Source organism: Actinoplanes solisilvae (assembly GCF_003999975.1).
Taxonomy (GTDB): domain Bacteria; phylum Actinomycetota; class Actinomycetes; order Mycobacteriales; family Micromonosporaceae; genus Actinoplanes; species Actinoplanes solisilvae.
On record NZ_RJAC01000014.1, the window covers coordinates 173,995 to 188,159 of the forward strand.

Annotated in this window: 12 protein-coding genes and 1 pseudogene; 6 read left to right on the forward strand and 7 right to left on the reverse strand. The window is 71.8% G+C overall.

The window, feature by feature from the left end; translation table 11 throughout:
* Window positions 1-34: 34 nt before the first annotated feature.
* Window positions 35-541 carry an NUDIX domain-containing protein gene (locus EER30_RS29795; RefSeq protein ID WP_127503954.1) on the forward strand — a complete coding sequence of 169 codons (507 nt, stop codon included), beginning with the start codon at window positions 35-37 and terminating at the stop codon, window positions 539-541.
* Here EER30_RS29795 and EER30_RS29800 read toward each other — a convergent pair.
* The 4 genes from EER30_RS29800 to EER30_RS29815 are packed head-to-tail and all read right to left on the reverse strand — an operon-like array spanning window position 536 to window position 3,771.
* Window positions 536-1,213 (reverse strand): FadR/GntR family transcriptional regulator, encoded by a 678-nt coding sequence (locus EER30_RS29800; RefSeq protein WP_127503955.1) that lies wholly within the window; start codon window positions 1,211-1,213, stop codon window positions 536-538. The genes EER30_RS29795 and EER30_RS29800 overlap by 6 nt on opposite strands.
* Before the next feature lie 9 nt (window positions 1,214-1,222).
* Window positions 1,223-2,455, reverse strand: a complete 1,233-nt coding sequence (locus EER30_RS29805; protein ID WP_127503956.1) for an MFS transporter — start codon at window positions 2,453-2,455, stop codon at window positions 1,223-1,225.
* A gap of 33 nt (window positions 2,456-2,488) precedes the next feature.
* A complete protein-coding gene (locus EER30_RS47380; RefSeq protein ID WP_164842523.1) occupies window positions 2,489-2,893 on the reverse strand; it encodes an SRPBCC family protein in 405 nt (134 codons plus the stop codon).
* A 5-nt stretch (window positions 2,894-2,898) separates the two neighbouring features.
* Entirely contained in the window at window positions 2,899-3,771 is an 873-nt protein-coding gene (locus tag EER30_RS29815) for a helix-turn-helix domain-containing protein (RefSeq protein ID WP_164842524.1), read from the reverse strand.
* A gap of 241 nt (window positions 3,772-4,012) precedes the next feature.
* Here EER30_RS29815 and EER30_RS29820 point away from each other — a divergent pair, with 241 nt between their 5' ends.
* The 3 genes and pseudogenes from EER30_RS29820 to EER30_RS29825 all read left to right on the forward strand — a co-directional run bounded on the left by EER30_RS29820 (window position 4,013) and on the right by EER30_RS29825 (window position 7,929).
* Window positions 4,013-5,047 (forward strand): alpha/beta hydrolase, encoded by a 1,035-nt coding sequence (locus EER30_RS29820; RefSeq protein ID WP_127503959.1) that lies wholly within the window; start codon window positions 4,013-4,015, stop codon window positions 5,045-5,047.
* Between the two features lie 81 nt (window positions 5,048-5,128).
* Window positions 5,129-5,407, forward strand: a pseudogene (locus tag EER30_RS49770) (ATP-binding protein); the annotation flags it as partial.
* Window positions 5,408-5,562: 155 nt separating this feature from the next.
* Window positions 5,563-7,929, forward strand: a complete 2,367-nt coding sequence (locus tag EER30_RS29825) for a helix-turn-helix transcriptional regulator (protein WP_349290893.1) — start codon at window positions 5,563-5,565, stop codon at window positions 7,927-7,929.
* Window positions 7,930-7,934: 5 nt separating this feature from the next.
* On the opposite strand, the gene EER30_RS29830 is transcribed toward EER30_RS29825, so the two are convergent.
* Window positions 7,935-8,894 carry an NADP-dependent oxidoreductase gene (locus EER30_RS29830; protein WP_127503960.1) on the reverse strand — a complete coding sequence of 320 codons (960 nt, stop codon included), beginning with the start codon at window positions 8,892-8,894 and terminating at the stop codon, window positions 7,935-7,937.
* Window positions 8,891-9,997, reverse strand: a complete 1,107-nt coding sequence (locus tag EER30_RS29835) for a Gfo/Idh/MocA family protein (RefSeq protein WP_127503961.1) — start codon at window positions 9,995-9,997, stop codon at window positions 8,891-8,893. Before EER30_RS29835 ends, EER30_RS29830 begins: the two co-directional genes overlap by 4 nt.
* Window positions 9,998-10,159: 162 nt before the next feature.
* On the opposite strand from EER30_RS29835, the gene EER30_RS29840 reads away from it, so the two are divergent.
* Both EER30_RS29840 and EER30_RS29845 read left to right on the forward strand, forming a co-directional pair.
* Complete coding sequence (locus EER30_RS29840) at window positions 10,160-10,741, forward strand: TetR/AcrR family transcriptional regulator (RefSeq protein ID WP_205650482.1); 582 nt, start codon at window positions 10,160-10,162, stop codon at window positions 10,739-10,741.
* 21 nt (window positions 10,742-10,762) lie between these two features.
* On the forward strand, window positions 10,763-11,749 hold the full coding sequence (locus tag EER30_RS29845) for a zinc-dependent alcohol dehydrogenase family protein (RefSeq protein WP_127503962.1): 987 nt from the start codon (window positions 10,763-10,765) through the stop codon (window positions 11,747-11,749).
* A 63-nt stretch (window positions 11,750-11,812) separates the two neighbouring features.
* On the opposite strand, the gene lon is transcribed toward EER30_RS29845, so the two are convergent.
* The gene (lon, locus tag EER30_RS29850; RefSeq protein ID WP_127503963.1) at window positions 11,813-14,122 is read right to left on the reverse strand and encodes an endopeptidase La; all 2,310 of its coding nucleotides are present in this window, start codon (window positions 14,120-14,122) and stop codon (window positions 11,813-11,815) included.
* Window positions 14,123-14,165: the final 43 nt, after the last annotated feature.

Sequence of the window (14,165 nt, forward strand, 5' to 3'; positions counted from 1 at the left end):
TTCGATCGATCGCGCAGGAGATCAGGAGCTTGCCATGTCACTGAACGTTCGAACCGCCGCCCGCGCGATCATCCTCGACGAGGCCGATCAGGTCCTGTTGTGCCGCTTCGTCTTCCCCCACCCGGCGGTTCCGGACGGAGCACCGGCCGTCTGGGCTGCGCCTGGCGGCGGCGTCGAAGCAGGTGAGGACGGGCTGTCCGCACTGCGCCGCGAGCTGCGCGAGGAAACGGGGTTGGTGACCGCCGCCGATCCGCCGCACGTCTGGCACCAGGTCATCGCCGCGGATCACGCCCCGCCCGGTTTGGACGGCCTGGTCAACGACTACTTCCTCGTCCGCGCCACCCACTTCGAGCCCCACGGCGAGTTCACCGACGACCACCTGGCCGTTGATGAGCACCTAGCCGGCTTTCGCTGGTGGAGACTCTCCGAGATCGCGAATTACGCCGGGCCCGACCTGTTCTCGCCCCGCGACCTCACCACGCCACTGACCGACCTGCTCACGTCCGGGATACCCTCCGCTCCGGTCACACTCGGTCTATGACGTGCCCAGACCCGACTCGTTGATCAGGGGTTCGAGCAGTTTCGACATCGTGGCGGCGGCCCGTTCGGGGTCGCCGCCGACGATCGCGTCGACGAGGTCGGTGTGCAGCTGCGCCAGGTCGTCGGTCTCCCCCGCGACGTCGTGCAGCTGCACCTCCTCGAACACGTCGATCAGTCCCTCGTAGACGTCTTCGAGCAGCGCGTTGTGGGTCGCGGCGACGACCGCCCGGTGCAGGGCCGAGTCGGCGCGCACCCGCTCGTGCACGTCACCGCCGGTCCAGGCGGCGCGCCGCTCCTCGAGCAGCGCCGCCAACCGTGAAGCGTCGTCCGAGGTGCGACGGGCGGCGGCGATGCGGGCCGACGCGGCGTCGAGGGCCAACCTCAGTTCGAGGCTGTCGCGGCGGGACGTGCCCGCGACCCGGCGCGACACCGACGAGCGCAGGTCGGACGTCGACACCACGAACGTGCCGCGCCCCTGCTCGCGCGACAGGATGCCCGCCTGCACGAGCGAGCCGATCGCCTCGCGCACCGAGTTGCGCCCGGCGCCGCTCCACTCGACCAGCTCGGGCTCGGTCGGGATCTTGCTGCCGAGCGGCCATTTTCCCTCGGTGACCTGCGAGCGGAACAGGTCGGTGAGGCGGGCGCCGAGAGCTGCGCGATCAAGGCTGGGCACGGGTGCAGCCTAAACGGAGACCGGGCGGCAGGCGGCCCATCCCGCGCCGAGCGTGACCAGCAGCGTCGCCGCGAGCAGCCCGTACGTCAAATTCCACCCGCCGGTCGCCTGGTTGATCGCCCCCAGCGCCAGCGGCCCGACGCACCCGATGCCGTAGCCGATGCCCTGCACCACACCGGACAGTCGCGACGCCGTCTGCGGGTTGGCCGACCGCGCGCCGATCAGCGTCAGCACCAGCGGGAACGTGCTCACCCCGAGCCCGAACGCCGTCGCCCACACAAAGGCCCCAGCGGCGGGCGCGACGATCATGCCGACATATCCGACACCCATGAGCACTGCACAAACAACCACGATCCCGTACGCATTGTCGAAGCGCCTCGTCAGCGGCGGCACCACGAACGCCGCGATCAGCCCGAGCCCGGCGAACCACGAGAGCAGCAGCGCACTCTCGGTCGAGCTGAGTCCCGCGTCCTGCAGCATCGCCGGGAACCACGTCACCAGCGTGTAGACGTGCAACGTGGTCATGGCCATCAAACCGATCAACCCCAGCACCAAGGGGGTACGCCACGTCAAGCGGGACGGCTCGAGCCGGGCCGGCTCAGTCCCGGCCCGGGTGCGCTCGCTCGCGCTCACGCTCGAGGAGTCACTCCGGCGGTCGCTCGACCGGGGTGCCGCAACGAACCACAGTGCCGCCGCCACCGCCGTCACGACCGCCCAGGCCCCCGCCGCCGTCCGCCAGCCATAGACATGCGCGAGCGGCAGCGCGACCAGCGGCGCCGCCAACTGCCCGACCTGCAGCAACACCATGTACATCGTGCTGACCGCGTGCAGCCGCTCGGGAAAATACTGCTTCACGATCGGGATCAGGATGACGTTGCACGCCCCCACCCCCGCGAACGCGACCACGGTAGCGACGATCATGACGGTCGGCGACCAGGCGACCGCCCGCAGCAGAATGCCCACGGTCGCCGCCGTCACCGCGAGCGCGGCCGTACGCTCCAGCCCGAGCCGTCGTGCCAGGGGCGGCGCCGCGAACGCCGCCCCCGCGAAGCAGGCCGTGACGATCGTCCCGATCGCGCCCGCCACCACCGGCCCGAAGTGCAGATCCCCGGCGGCGTCCCCGGTCAGCACGCTGAACCCGGTCACCGCCGTCCGCAGGTTCAGCGCGGTCAACGCGACGGCCAGCAGAATCCCGCGATGCACCCGTGGGCGCGCGGGCGCGGCGAGCAGAGTCGTAGTCACCCCGGCAGTAAATCATGGGATGATGGGATGAATCTAAGCGATCTCTATCACTCGCTTCAGGGCGGCAGGTTGTCCGCCGTCCGCCCGGCGGATCGCGGCGCGCAGCAGCCCGGCGAAGGGCCGCCAGCCACCCCCGGCGCGGCAGTCGGCGGTCAGCGTGAGGGTCGTACGATCGCCGTCGGGCTCGCAGCGGTAGGTGTAGGCCGCGGTGACGCCGCCCTGCGACGAGTGCACGACAACCGTGCGGCCCGGTTCGACGATCTCGATCCGGCCGGTCCGATCCCGGCCCCGGCTGCGGAAGACGAGTTCCGAGCCGCTCACCCGGACGCTCTCCACGCCGGCCATCCAGGCGGGCGCGGCGGGCCAGTCGGTCAGCCGGGCCCACACCTCGGCGACCGGGCGTCCGACGATGACAGATTTCGTGAAGGCAATGGTCACGGCGCTCAGCCTGGCCCGCCGGCCCGATCCGCGTCTTGGACGGATTTCACATCGACGTCCACCTCCGGCACGAAGCCCGGGGCCGCCTGATCGGGGGTGAAGGCCGCGCGCTGGGCGGCGACGTAGGCGGACGGCGACACGCCAGTGTGCCGGCGGAAGTCCCGGATGAAGTGGCTCTGGTCGAACCAGCCGTACGCCGCCGCGAGCGCGGGCCAGTCGACCGAGGCGTAGACGTCGATCGCCGCGAGCAGCGCCCGCAGCCGCATGATCCGGGACACGATCCGCGGACTCAGCCCGACCATCTCGGTGAACTCCCGGTCGAGATGCCCGTGGGAGACGCCGAGCCCGGCCGCGAGCCCGGCGATCGGCTGCACCGGATCGGCTTCCAGCGCCCGCACGGCCGCCTCGCACCGAAGCAGGGCCGGACCGGGCGGGCCGGCCGCCAGCACCTTCTCGACGAGATCGAGCGTGCCGTCGGCGAGCAGCGCGGTCCGCAGTGCCGTCGCAGCCGGCCAGGCCGTGAGAAGCTCCACGACCTTTCCCCGTACGGAAGCGGGCCGCAGGCCGAACGAAGCCCGGCACCCGACCGCGGTGGTCACCACCCCGTAGCAGTGGGTCTCGCCGAGGGGTTCGTTGAGCACCGGCCGGTCGTGCGGGCCGATCAGGAAGCCGGTGTCGGTCACGAGTTCCGGGCCGTCGCCGGCCACCACGCGGATCGGGTCGCCGAGCACGATGACAGCGACCGTCGACCCGGTGGGCGCGATGCGTTCCCGGCGGTAGCCGATGCGGCCGCGGGCGTACCAGATCGACTCCACGAACCGCCCCGACGCGGACGGGCTCCGGGTCTCGAAGACGAAATCCACGTCCCATCTGACCACGGGACAGCACGCAGAACCGCCCGGTGGCTCCACCCGGGCGGTTCCCGTTCAGGCTGCCCGGGCGGCGGCAACCTCGATCACGCTGACGGCCGGTCGCGGCCGGAACCGCACGCATTCTCACTAGGGACACACGGATGCGAGCGCGGCCGGTTACCCCCGACGATCGCTGTGACTACATGAGCAGCCGCACTCCTCGGCATCGAGACGCGTGCGGCGCCCGTACCGCACCGGAGGAACCGTCATGACCATCACCACCACCGGCCGAGTCGTCCTCGAACCGGCATCCCAGCAGTTCGTCGAGGCCACGGCCCAACCGCCCTTCCTGTACGACCTGGGGCCGGTCGCGGCCCGCAAGGTCCTCGACGACGTGCAGGCCGCCCCGATCGCGCTGCTCCCGGTCGACGAGGAGTGGATCACCGTTCCGGCGGATGTGGGCGACGTCCGGGTACGCATCGTCCGGCCGAAGAACGCCGCGGCCGTTCTGCCCGTCGTCCTCTACATGCACGGCGGCGGGTGGATCCTCGGCAACGCCGCGACCCACGACCGGCTCGTGCGCGAGCTCGTGGTCGGCACCGGGGCAGCCGTCGTCTTCGTGGAGTACACGCGATCCCCCGAGGCGCACTACCCGGTCGCGATCGAGCAGGGCTACGCGACCGCCCGATGGGTCGTCCGCGAGGGCGCGTCGCACGGGCTCGACCCGCTCCGGATGGCGGTGGCGGGCGACTCGGTCGGCGGGAACATGACCGCCGCGCTGGCGCTGATGGCTCGGCAGCGCGGCGACGTCCGGTTCGTGCACCAGTCGATGTACTACCCGGTCACCGACGCCGGGATGGACACCGGCTCCTACGAGCAGTTCGCCACCGGCTACTTCCTCAGCGCCAAGGCGATGGAGTGGTTCTGGGACGCCTACGTGCCGGACGTCGAGCGCCGGCGGGAGATCACCGCGTCCCCGCTGCGGGCGGAGCTGGACCAGTTGGCTGGGCTGCCGCCCGCGTTGGTGATCGTCGACGAGGCAGACGTGCTGCGCGACGAGGGTGAGGCGTACGCGGCGAAGTTGCGATCGGCGGGGGTCGCGGTGACGGCGGTCCGGTACGACGGCATCACCCACGACTTCATGATGCTCAACCCGCTGAGCGGCACCCACGCCACCCGCGCCGCGATCGCCCAGGCCATCGCGGTGCTGCGCGACGCGCTCGGCACCGCCCACGATCGCGTCGTGACGGCCCGGACCGTTGGGACCGGCCTCATTCGGGAGGACCTCGCCGCGACCGGGTAGGAGCACCTCCTCCCGCTGAACGCACCTTGACCCGGAGCCACTGCCTGGGGTTGCCTGGAGCCACCGCCGGGCGGAGGTGACATGGCAGCGACCTGGGGCGACGCGCGTTTTCGGCCCCGGCAGCGCCGCACCGCGCTGCTGGGGCGCGAAGCGGAGTGCGCGGCGCTCGATCGGTTGCTGACGGCGGTGCGAGGCGGGCAGGGCCGTTCGCTGGTGATCCACGGTGAGCCCGGAGCGGGCAAATCGGTCCTGCTGGACTATCTGATCGAGCGGGGAAGCGACTGCCGGCTGGTGTCCGCGGTGGGCATCCAGTCCGAGGCGGAGCTCGCGTACGCGGCGTTGCATCAGGTGTGCGCGCCGATGCTCGACCTGATCGGCCGGCTGCCGGAACCGCAGCGCGACGCCCTCACCACGGCGTTCGGCCTGCGCGGCGGACCGCCGTCCGATCGATTCCTGGCGGCCTCGGCGTCCTCGGCCTGTTCGCCCTGGCCGCCGACAGCCGGCCGCTGCTCTGCGTGGTCGACGATCTTCAGTGGCTCGACGAGGCCTCGGCCACCGTGCTGGCTTTCGTGGCGCGCCGGTTGGTCGCGGAACCGGTGGCGTGCGTGTTCGCGGTTCGCGACACCGAGCCGGTCTTCGCCGACGACGCGAATCTCCCGCGGTTGCCGGTGGGACGGCTCAGCGACGACGACGCCCGCGCACTTCTGGCAACGGCGGTGCTCGGCCCGCTGGACGAGCGGGTGCGGGACCGGATCATCGCCGAGGCCGACGGCAATCCGCTGGCCCTGCTCGAGCTGCCACGCGGACTGACGAACGCGGAGCTGGCCGGCGGCTACGGATTTCCGGCCGGCCAAGGGCTCGTTCAGCGGATCGAGACGAGTTTCCGGCGACGCCTCGACCGGATGCCGCCGGACACACGCCGCTTGCTGCTGGTGGCGGCCGCGGAACCGTACGGAGATCCCGTGGTCGTCTGGCGCGCGGCTGCACGGCTGGGCCTCGAGGCGGACGCCGCCATCGCCTCCGACCTGATCCAGTTCGGCGCCCGGATCCGCTTCCGGCACCCGCTCGTGCGTTCGGCCGTCTATCGGTCGGCCTCGCCGAAGGACCGGATGGCCGTGCACGCGGCGCTGGCCGAATCGCTCATCGGGAACGCTCAGGCGGAGCGGCGGGCGTGGCATCGCGCCCACGCGACCGCGGCGCCCGACGAAAACCTGGCCGCGGAGCTCGAGCGGTCGGCCGAGCGCGCCCAGGCCCGGGGCGGCCTGGCCGCGGCGGCCGCCTTCCGGCAACGCGCCGTCCTGTTCACCCCTGACCCGGAGCACCGGGCCCGACGCGCGCTGGAAGCCGCCCAGGCCCATCACGACGCCGGCGCGCCCGGCCCGGCTCAGGAACTGCTGGAGGTGGCACGCAGCGGCACGCACGACGCGGAACTCCTCGCCCGGGTCAGCCTGCTGCGCGCCGAGCTGGCCTTCACCTCGGACCACGGCAGCCAGGCTCCCCCGCTGTTGCTCGACGCGGCCCGGCAACTGGCCGCCTTCGACATCCCGCTGGCCCGCCAGACCTACCTGCAGGCGGTCTCGGCCGCGATGTTCACCGGCCGGCTCGCCGAGGGCGACGGCCTCCAGGAGATCGCTCTGACCGCACGGGTCGCGCCACCGTCGCCCGCCGCGCCTCGCGCCGTCGACCTGCTGCTGGACGCGTTCACCTCGTTGCTCACCGAGAATCCGGGCACAGCGGCGCCGTTCATGGAGGACGCACTCCGGCTGTTCAAGGGCGGCACAGTCTCCACCGAGGAAAATCTGCGCTGGTTGTGGCTGGCTTTCGTCCTCGCGCTGGCCCGATGGGACGACGACGCCTTACGCCTGCTGGCCGAACGGCACGTGCGTCTCGCTCGCGGCGCCGGCGCGCTCGCGGTGCTGCCGTTGGCTCTCAACGCTCGCGGCCTTCTGCACTTCTTCGAGGGCGACCTGGGCGAGGCAACCGCGGGCGTCGACGAGATCGAGACCATCACCACCGCGACCGGGATGCGGCTCACCCATTACGGCGCCCTCGCTCTCGCCGCTTGGCAAGGCCGTAAAGCTGAGGCCGAACGGTTGTGCGCCTCAGCCGTCCGCGAGGCGACGGCCCGCGGCGAAGGAGTCGGCCTGAGCAACGTCCAGTGGACCCGCGCCGTGCTCTACAACGGCCTCGGCCGCTATGCGGAGGCCCGGGACGCGGCGAGCGCGGCGAGCGCCGACGGTCCGGTCCCGGGCGCGGCCGCTCAGTTCGGTCCGGCCGAACTCGTCGAGGCGGCTGTCCGCTGTGGCGACACCGCCTTGGCGGCCCGCGCCCTGGAACAACTGCTGCGCAGCACGCGAGCGAGCCGGAGCGGCTGGGCGCGCGGAATCGAGGCCCGCTCGCGGGCGCTGCTCGCCCCTCGCGACGAGGCCGACGACCTTTACCGGACGGCGATCGAACGGCTGGACGGCACGCGGCTGCGCTCGGAGGCCGCCCGCGCCCACCTGCTGTACGGCGAATGGCTCCGCCGCGAGCGGCGCCGGCTGGAGGCGCGCGAGCACCTGAACCGCGCCCACGACATGTTCGACATGATCGGCATGGACGCGTTCGCCGGCCGCGCGGCCCGCGAGCTGCGCGCGACCGGCGAGACCGCCCGCCGGCGCAGCGTCGAGACGAACAGCGACCTGACACCCCGCGAACTGCAGATCGCCCGGCTCGCCCGCGAGGGCCTGAGCAATCCGGAGATCGCCAGCCGGCTGTTCATGAGTCCACGCACCGTCGAATACCACCTGCACAAGGTTTTCACCAAGCGTGGCATCACGTCCCGCGTCGAACTCCGAGCCGCCCTGGCCGACGACATCCGGACGGCTGGACCGGGCAGATGACGGCGTCAGAACTCCAGGACGAGCCGGCCGCGGACACCACCGGCCTCCAGGCGCCGGTGCGCCTCGGCCGCCCCTTCGGGCGGGAAGACACCGGCCACGCGCAGGCTGATCCGCCCCGTCGCGGCCAGCCGGCCGAGCAGGTCGAGCTTGTCCGGGCGCCCGTCGTACTCGTGCACGAAGGCGTAACTCAGCGCCACCTGGCGTTCGGCCGCCTGCTGTTCGAACGCGACCTGGTCGGGACGGCTGCGCACGTACACCAGGGAGCCGGCCCGGCGGACGGCCGGCAGCAGGGCCGGGCCGATGACCGCGGCGTCCAGTGCCGCGTCCGCGCCGTCCGGCCACAGCGCCCGGATGCGGGCGGCCACGTCCGGTCCGCGTTCGACGATCTCGTCGGCGCCGAGCGACCGTACGAGCTCGAGGTCCTTCGGCGCGGCGTCGACCAGGACCTGATGGCCGGCCTCCTTCGCCAACTGGACGGCATAGCCACCGACGGCGCCGGCCGCACCGGTCACGACCAAGCGGCTGTGCGGTCGCAAACCGAGGTGGTCGAGGCCGTTGAGCGCGGTCAACCCGCTCATCGGCAGGGTCGCGGCCTCGGCGTGACTCGCGCCGGCCGGCATCCGGGTCACCCAGGCTTCCGGCAGCACCACCCATTCCGCGTAGCCTCCACCGGCGGCCCGGGTCGGGTTCACCATCGCCATCACGTCGTCGCCGATCGCGAGCCGGGCCGACGAGGACGGGCCGACCTCGTCGATCGTCCCGGCGACGTCGAGGCCGGGAACGGCCGGACGGACGGCCGTCGGCCGGATCGGCGACAGACCACCGCGAATGAGCGTGTCCACCGGATTGACGACCGCGGCGCGCACCCGGATGCGGACCTCCCCGGCGCCAGCATGCGGCTCCGGAAGATCGATGACGTTGAGCACCTCGGGTCCGCCGAACCGGGTGAGACCGACCGCCCTCATGCCGACACCGTCCCCAGCGACAGACGAACGCCGGTGGCCGAGGAATTCTCGATCGCGTCGATCAGGCGGTGCCGGGCCAGCGCCAGTTCGAAGTCGGGCACTGTGCGGGTGTCCTCGGCGAGGTCACGGGCGAGCTCGGCGTAGAGCAGCGCCACCCCGGCCGCGGGGGTCCCGGCCAATTCGGCGGGGACGTCCCGCAGGTAACGCGACGGCACGTCGAGCGGGGTGACCGAGGTTTCCGGCCCGCGTCCGCCGGCGAGCGTCAAGGGGGCGACCTGCATGTTGCCCCAGGCGGCGGTCAGCACGAGGTCGCCGTCGGTCCCGTTGATCTCCCAGCGGAAGTTGTCGCCGCGAGACGTGCCGCCGCGGTAGAAGACGGAGGCGGCCGTGCCGGAGCTCAGAGTGCCGATGAGGGCGACCTGGTCGGCGACGGTCACCGGGATTCTCGTGCCGTCCTCGAGCACCGTCGTCTCCTTGCGCCCGACGACGAGGTTGCTCGTCAGGGTGCCGAACTCGCCGAGCACGTAGTGCAGCGGATCGAGCGCGTGCAGCGCAGCCGAGGTCAGCGGGGACGCGCCGGCGGCCTGGTCGAACCAGTACGCCTGGCGGTGGCCGGCGACCTCGCCGCCCCAGACCATCCCGGAGCCGACCATCGTGGTGCCCAGGACGTCGCCGATGTACCCGTCGCCGATCAGTTCCCGCGCGTAGCGGACCTCCGGGGCGTACCGGCCCTGCAGCCCGGTCACCGTGCGGGCGCCGGTCCGCCGGGCAAGTTCGGCGAGGTGCTCGGCCTCGGCCAGGCCGGCGGCCAACGGCCACTCGCTGTACACGGTCTTGCCCGCCGCCAGCGCCGCCTTGATCAGATCGAAGTGCTGCGCGACCGGCACGGCGACGACCACCAGGTCGACGCCTGGGTGCTCGATGAGCCGGCGATGGTCGTCGTAACCGGGAACGCCGTGCTCGGCGGCCGCGGCGTCCGCCGAGGCGCGTCGCGACGTGCTGACCGCTCGTAGCTCGAACGCCGGCGACGCCTGGATCACGGGGATGTGTGACAGCGACGCCCACGAGCCGATTCCGATGATGCCCACACCTGTCGGGGACATGGTTCTCCTCCTGCGATGAGCGGCCACCTTCGGGCCGCCGGGAACCGACTGTAGGCTTTTCTGGAACGATCGACAAACAATAAGCTCGTGACAGACGCTACAGTGAGTTATTTGGCCTATTTGTTCTTTGTCGATCGCTCCAGAAAAGAGTACGGTCTGCTCATGGCTCGTCATCGGGAGTTCGACGTCGACGCCGCCGTGGTGGCGGCGATGGACGTGTTCCGTCTCAACGGCTACGAGGGCACCTCGATGAGAGACCTCGCCGACGCGACGGGGCTGGGCAGCGGCTCGCTCTACGCCGCGTTCGGCAACAAAGAGGGCATCTACATGGCCGCGCTCGATCTTTACCGCGCGCGCTACGCGGCACCGCTGGCCGACATGCTGCGCGCCGGGCACGACGCCCGCGAGGTGATCCGCGAGGTCTTCGTGAGCGTGGTCGACGACATCGTCACCGACGGGCAGCGCAAGGCGTGCCTCATCGTGGCGGCGGCGATGGAGCGGGCCCACCTCGACAAGCGGGTGGCCGAACGGCTCCGGTCGACCACTCAGGCGCTCGAGCTGGCGCTGTTCGACACCCTCGCCGAGGGCCAGCTGCGGGGCCACATCCCGGCCGACCGCGACGCCCGCGACCTGGCCGCATTCCTGGTGACGAGCATGCAGGGCCTGCGGGTGATGGGCGCGATCAACCCCGACCGGGCCACCCTCATGCGCAGCGCCGAGGTGGCGCTGCGCTGCTTGATCTGACGCCGCTGGAAGGACCGAAGAATGCGTTCGCTGGTATTGCGGGAGTTCGGCACCCCGCTCGAACTCGAAGAGATGGACACCCCCGTCGCGGGTCCGGGCCAGGTGCTGGTCCGGGTCGCGGCCAGCGGGGTCAACCCGCTCGACACCAAGATCCAAGCAGGCAAGGCGGCTCACGCCCGAACCCGCCTCCCGGCCGTGCTGGGCCTTGACCTGGCCGGCGTCGTCGAGGTGGTCGGTCCCGGCACGACGGGCTTCCGACCGGGCGACGAGGTCTACGGCCTGACCGGCGGGGTGGGTGAGCTGCAGGGGTCCCTGGCCGAGTACGCGGCCGTGGACGCCCGGTTGCTGGCACCCAAGCCCCGATCGCTGTCCCTGCGCGAGGCGGCGGCTCTGCCGCTGACCGTCATCACCGCCTGGGAGGGCCTGGTCGACCGGGCCGGGGTCCGGGCCGGGCAGCGCGTGCTCGTGCACGGCGGAGCGGGCGGGGTGGGTTCAGCCGCGGTGCAGATCGCGCGGGCCCGCGGCGCCGAGGTCTTCGCGACCGGCTCGCCACGCAGCCTGGAAGCCATCGAGCGCCTCGGAGCCGTCCCCGTCGACCGTACGACCACCTCCGTCGAGGAGTACGTGGCCAAGTACACCGGGGGCGAGGGCTTCGACATCATCGTCGACACCGCCGGCGGAGCCACCCTCGACGCGTCCTTCGCGGCCGCCCGCGTCTACAGCGGTCACGTCGTCAGCGCGCTGGGCTGGGGCACACACGCACTCGCCCCGCTGTCGTTCCGCGGCGCGACCTACTCCGGCGTCTTCACGCTCCTGCCGATGCTGACCGGACGCGGGCGCGAGCATCACGGCGAGATCCTGCGCGAGGCAGCCGCCCTGGCCGACGCCGGAGCGCTCGCGCCGCTGCTGGACACCCGGCGGTTCATCCTCGACACGGTGAGCGAGGCCCACGCCCTGGTCGCGGACGGCGGCAACGTCGGCAAGGTGGTCATCGACATCACGATCTGAGCCGCACGGAACAAGAAACGGGCCGCCGCGAGCAATCGCGGCGGCCCGTTGTCAGGCGGGAGCTCAGGCGGCGGCGACCAGGCCGGCCGAGACCGGCTCCAGGGCCGAGGCCAGGATCTCCCGGACGTCCGAGACGATGTGCACCGTCAGGGCGGCCAGCACGTCGGCCGGGACGTCGTCGAGGTCGGGCTCGTTGCGCTTGGGCAGGTAGACCTCGGTCAGGCCGGCCCGCTGGGCGGCGAGCAGCTTCTGCTTCACCCCACCGATCGGCAGCACCCGGCCGGTCAGCGAGACCTCGCCGGTCATGCCGACCTCGGCCCGCACGTTGCGGCCGACCAGCAGCGAGACCAGTGCCGTCGTCATCGTGACGCCGGCCGATGGCCCGTCCTTCGGCACCGCGCCCGCGGGCACGTGCAGGTGGATCGGGTGGTCGAGCTGCTCGGGCGAGATGCCGAGCTCGTCGGCGTGGGCCCGCACGTAGGAGAGGGCGATCTGCGCCGACTCCTTCATCACGTCGCCGAGCTGACCGGTGACCGACAGCCCGCCCTTGTCGCCGGGCAGCAGCGACGCCTCGATGAAGAGCACGTCACCGCCCATCCCGGTCACGGCCAGGCCGGTCGCCACGCCGGGGACGGCGGTGCGCTCGGACGACTCCGGCGTGAACCGGGGCTTGCCGATCAGCTCCTTGAGGTCGGCGACCTCGACCGTCGCGGGCAGCGTGCCCAGGGCGGCCTTGCGGAACGCCTTGGCCAGCAAGCGCTCGAACGACCGTACGCCGGCCTCTCGGGTGTAGTTGGCGGCGATCTCCCGAAGCGCGTCCTCGGTGACCGTCACCTCGCCCTCGGACAGCGCGGCCTTCTCGAGCTGGCGGGGCACGAGGAAGTCGCGGGCGATGGCGACCTTGTCGCTCTCGGTGTAGCCGTCGATCGAGATGAGCTCCATCCGGTCGAACAGCGCCTGCGGGATCGTCTCGAGCACGTTCGCCGTCGCGATGAACAGCACGTCGGACAGGTCGAGGTCCAGGTCGAGGTAGTGGTCGCGGAACGTGTGGTTCTGCGCCGGGTCGAGCACCTCGAGCAGCGCCGCGGCAGGGTCACCACGGTAGTCGCTGCCGACCTTGTCGACCTCGTCGAGCAGGACGACCGGGTTCATCGAACCCGACTCCTTGATCGCTCGCACGATCCGGCCGGGAAGGGCACCGACGTACGTACGGCGGTGGCCGCGGATCTCGGCCTCGTCGCGCACGCCGCCCAGGGCGACCCGGACGAACTTACGGTTCAGGGTGCGCGCGACCGACTCGCCGAGCGAGGTCTTGCCGACGCCGGGAGGACCGGCCAGCAGGATCACCGCGCCGGAGCCGCGGCCACCCACGACGGACAGGCCCCGCTCCTCACGACGGGCGCGAACGCCCAGGTATTCGACGATGCGTTCCTTGACCTCGTCGAGGCCGTGGTGGTCGGCGTCGAGCACCGCCCGCGCGGCGGCGAGATCGGTGTTGTCCTCGGTGCGGACGCTCCACGGCAGGTCGAGCACGGTGTCGAGCCAGGTGCGGATCCAGCCCGCCTCCGGGTTCTGGTCGCCGGCCCGTTCGAGCTTGCCGACCTCGCGCAGCGCGGCCTCGCGTACGGAATCAGGCAGGTCGGCCGCCTCGACCCGGGCGCGGTAGTCGTCGTTGCCGTCGGCCTCGCCCTCGCCGAGCTCCTTGCGGATGGCCTTGAGCTGCTCGCGCAGCAGGTATTCGCGGTTGCGCTTCTCGACCGACTCGCGGACGTCGCTCTCGATCTTGTCGCTGACCTCGGACTCGGCCAGGTAGTCCTTCGTCCACTCGATCAGCAGGTGCAGCCGGGCCTCCACGTCGGGGGTCTCCAGCAGCTCACGCTTGCGGTCGTTGGACAGGTAGGGGGCCCAGCCGGCGGTGTCGGCCAGGTCGCTGGGGTCCTCGATGGCGCTGACCGACTCGATGACCTGCCACGCCTCGCGGCGCTCGAGGACCGAGACGACGAGCTTCTTGTACTCGGCGGCCAGCTCGCGGGTGTGCGCGTTCGGGGTCGCCGCCTCGACCGGCTCGACCTCGACCCACAGGGCCGCGCCGGGGCCGGTCACGCCGCCGCCGATGCGGGCACGCTCACCGGTACGCAGCACGGCCGCGGGGGCCCCGCTACGGGACTTGCCGACCTGCTTGACGCTGGCCACGACGCCGTGGGACGCATAGCGGTCCTCCAGGCGCGGGGCGATGAGCAGCTCGGACCCGGCCGAGGTGCGGGCCGCGTCAACGGCCGCCTGAGCTGCCTCGTCGAGCTCGACCGGAACGGCCATGCCCGGAAGCAGGACGATGTCATCAAGGAACAGAACGGGAAGTCGCTTGCTGGTCACGCGGTACCTCCGAAAATTGAGTGCGTCGGGCTCAACCTCGGAG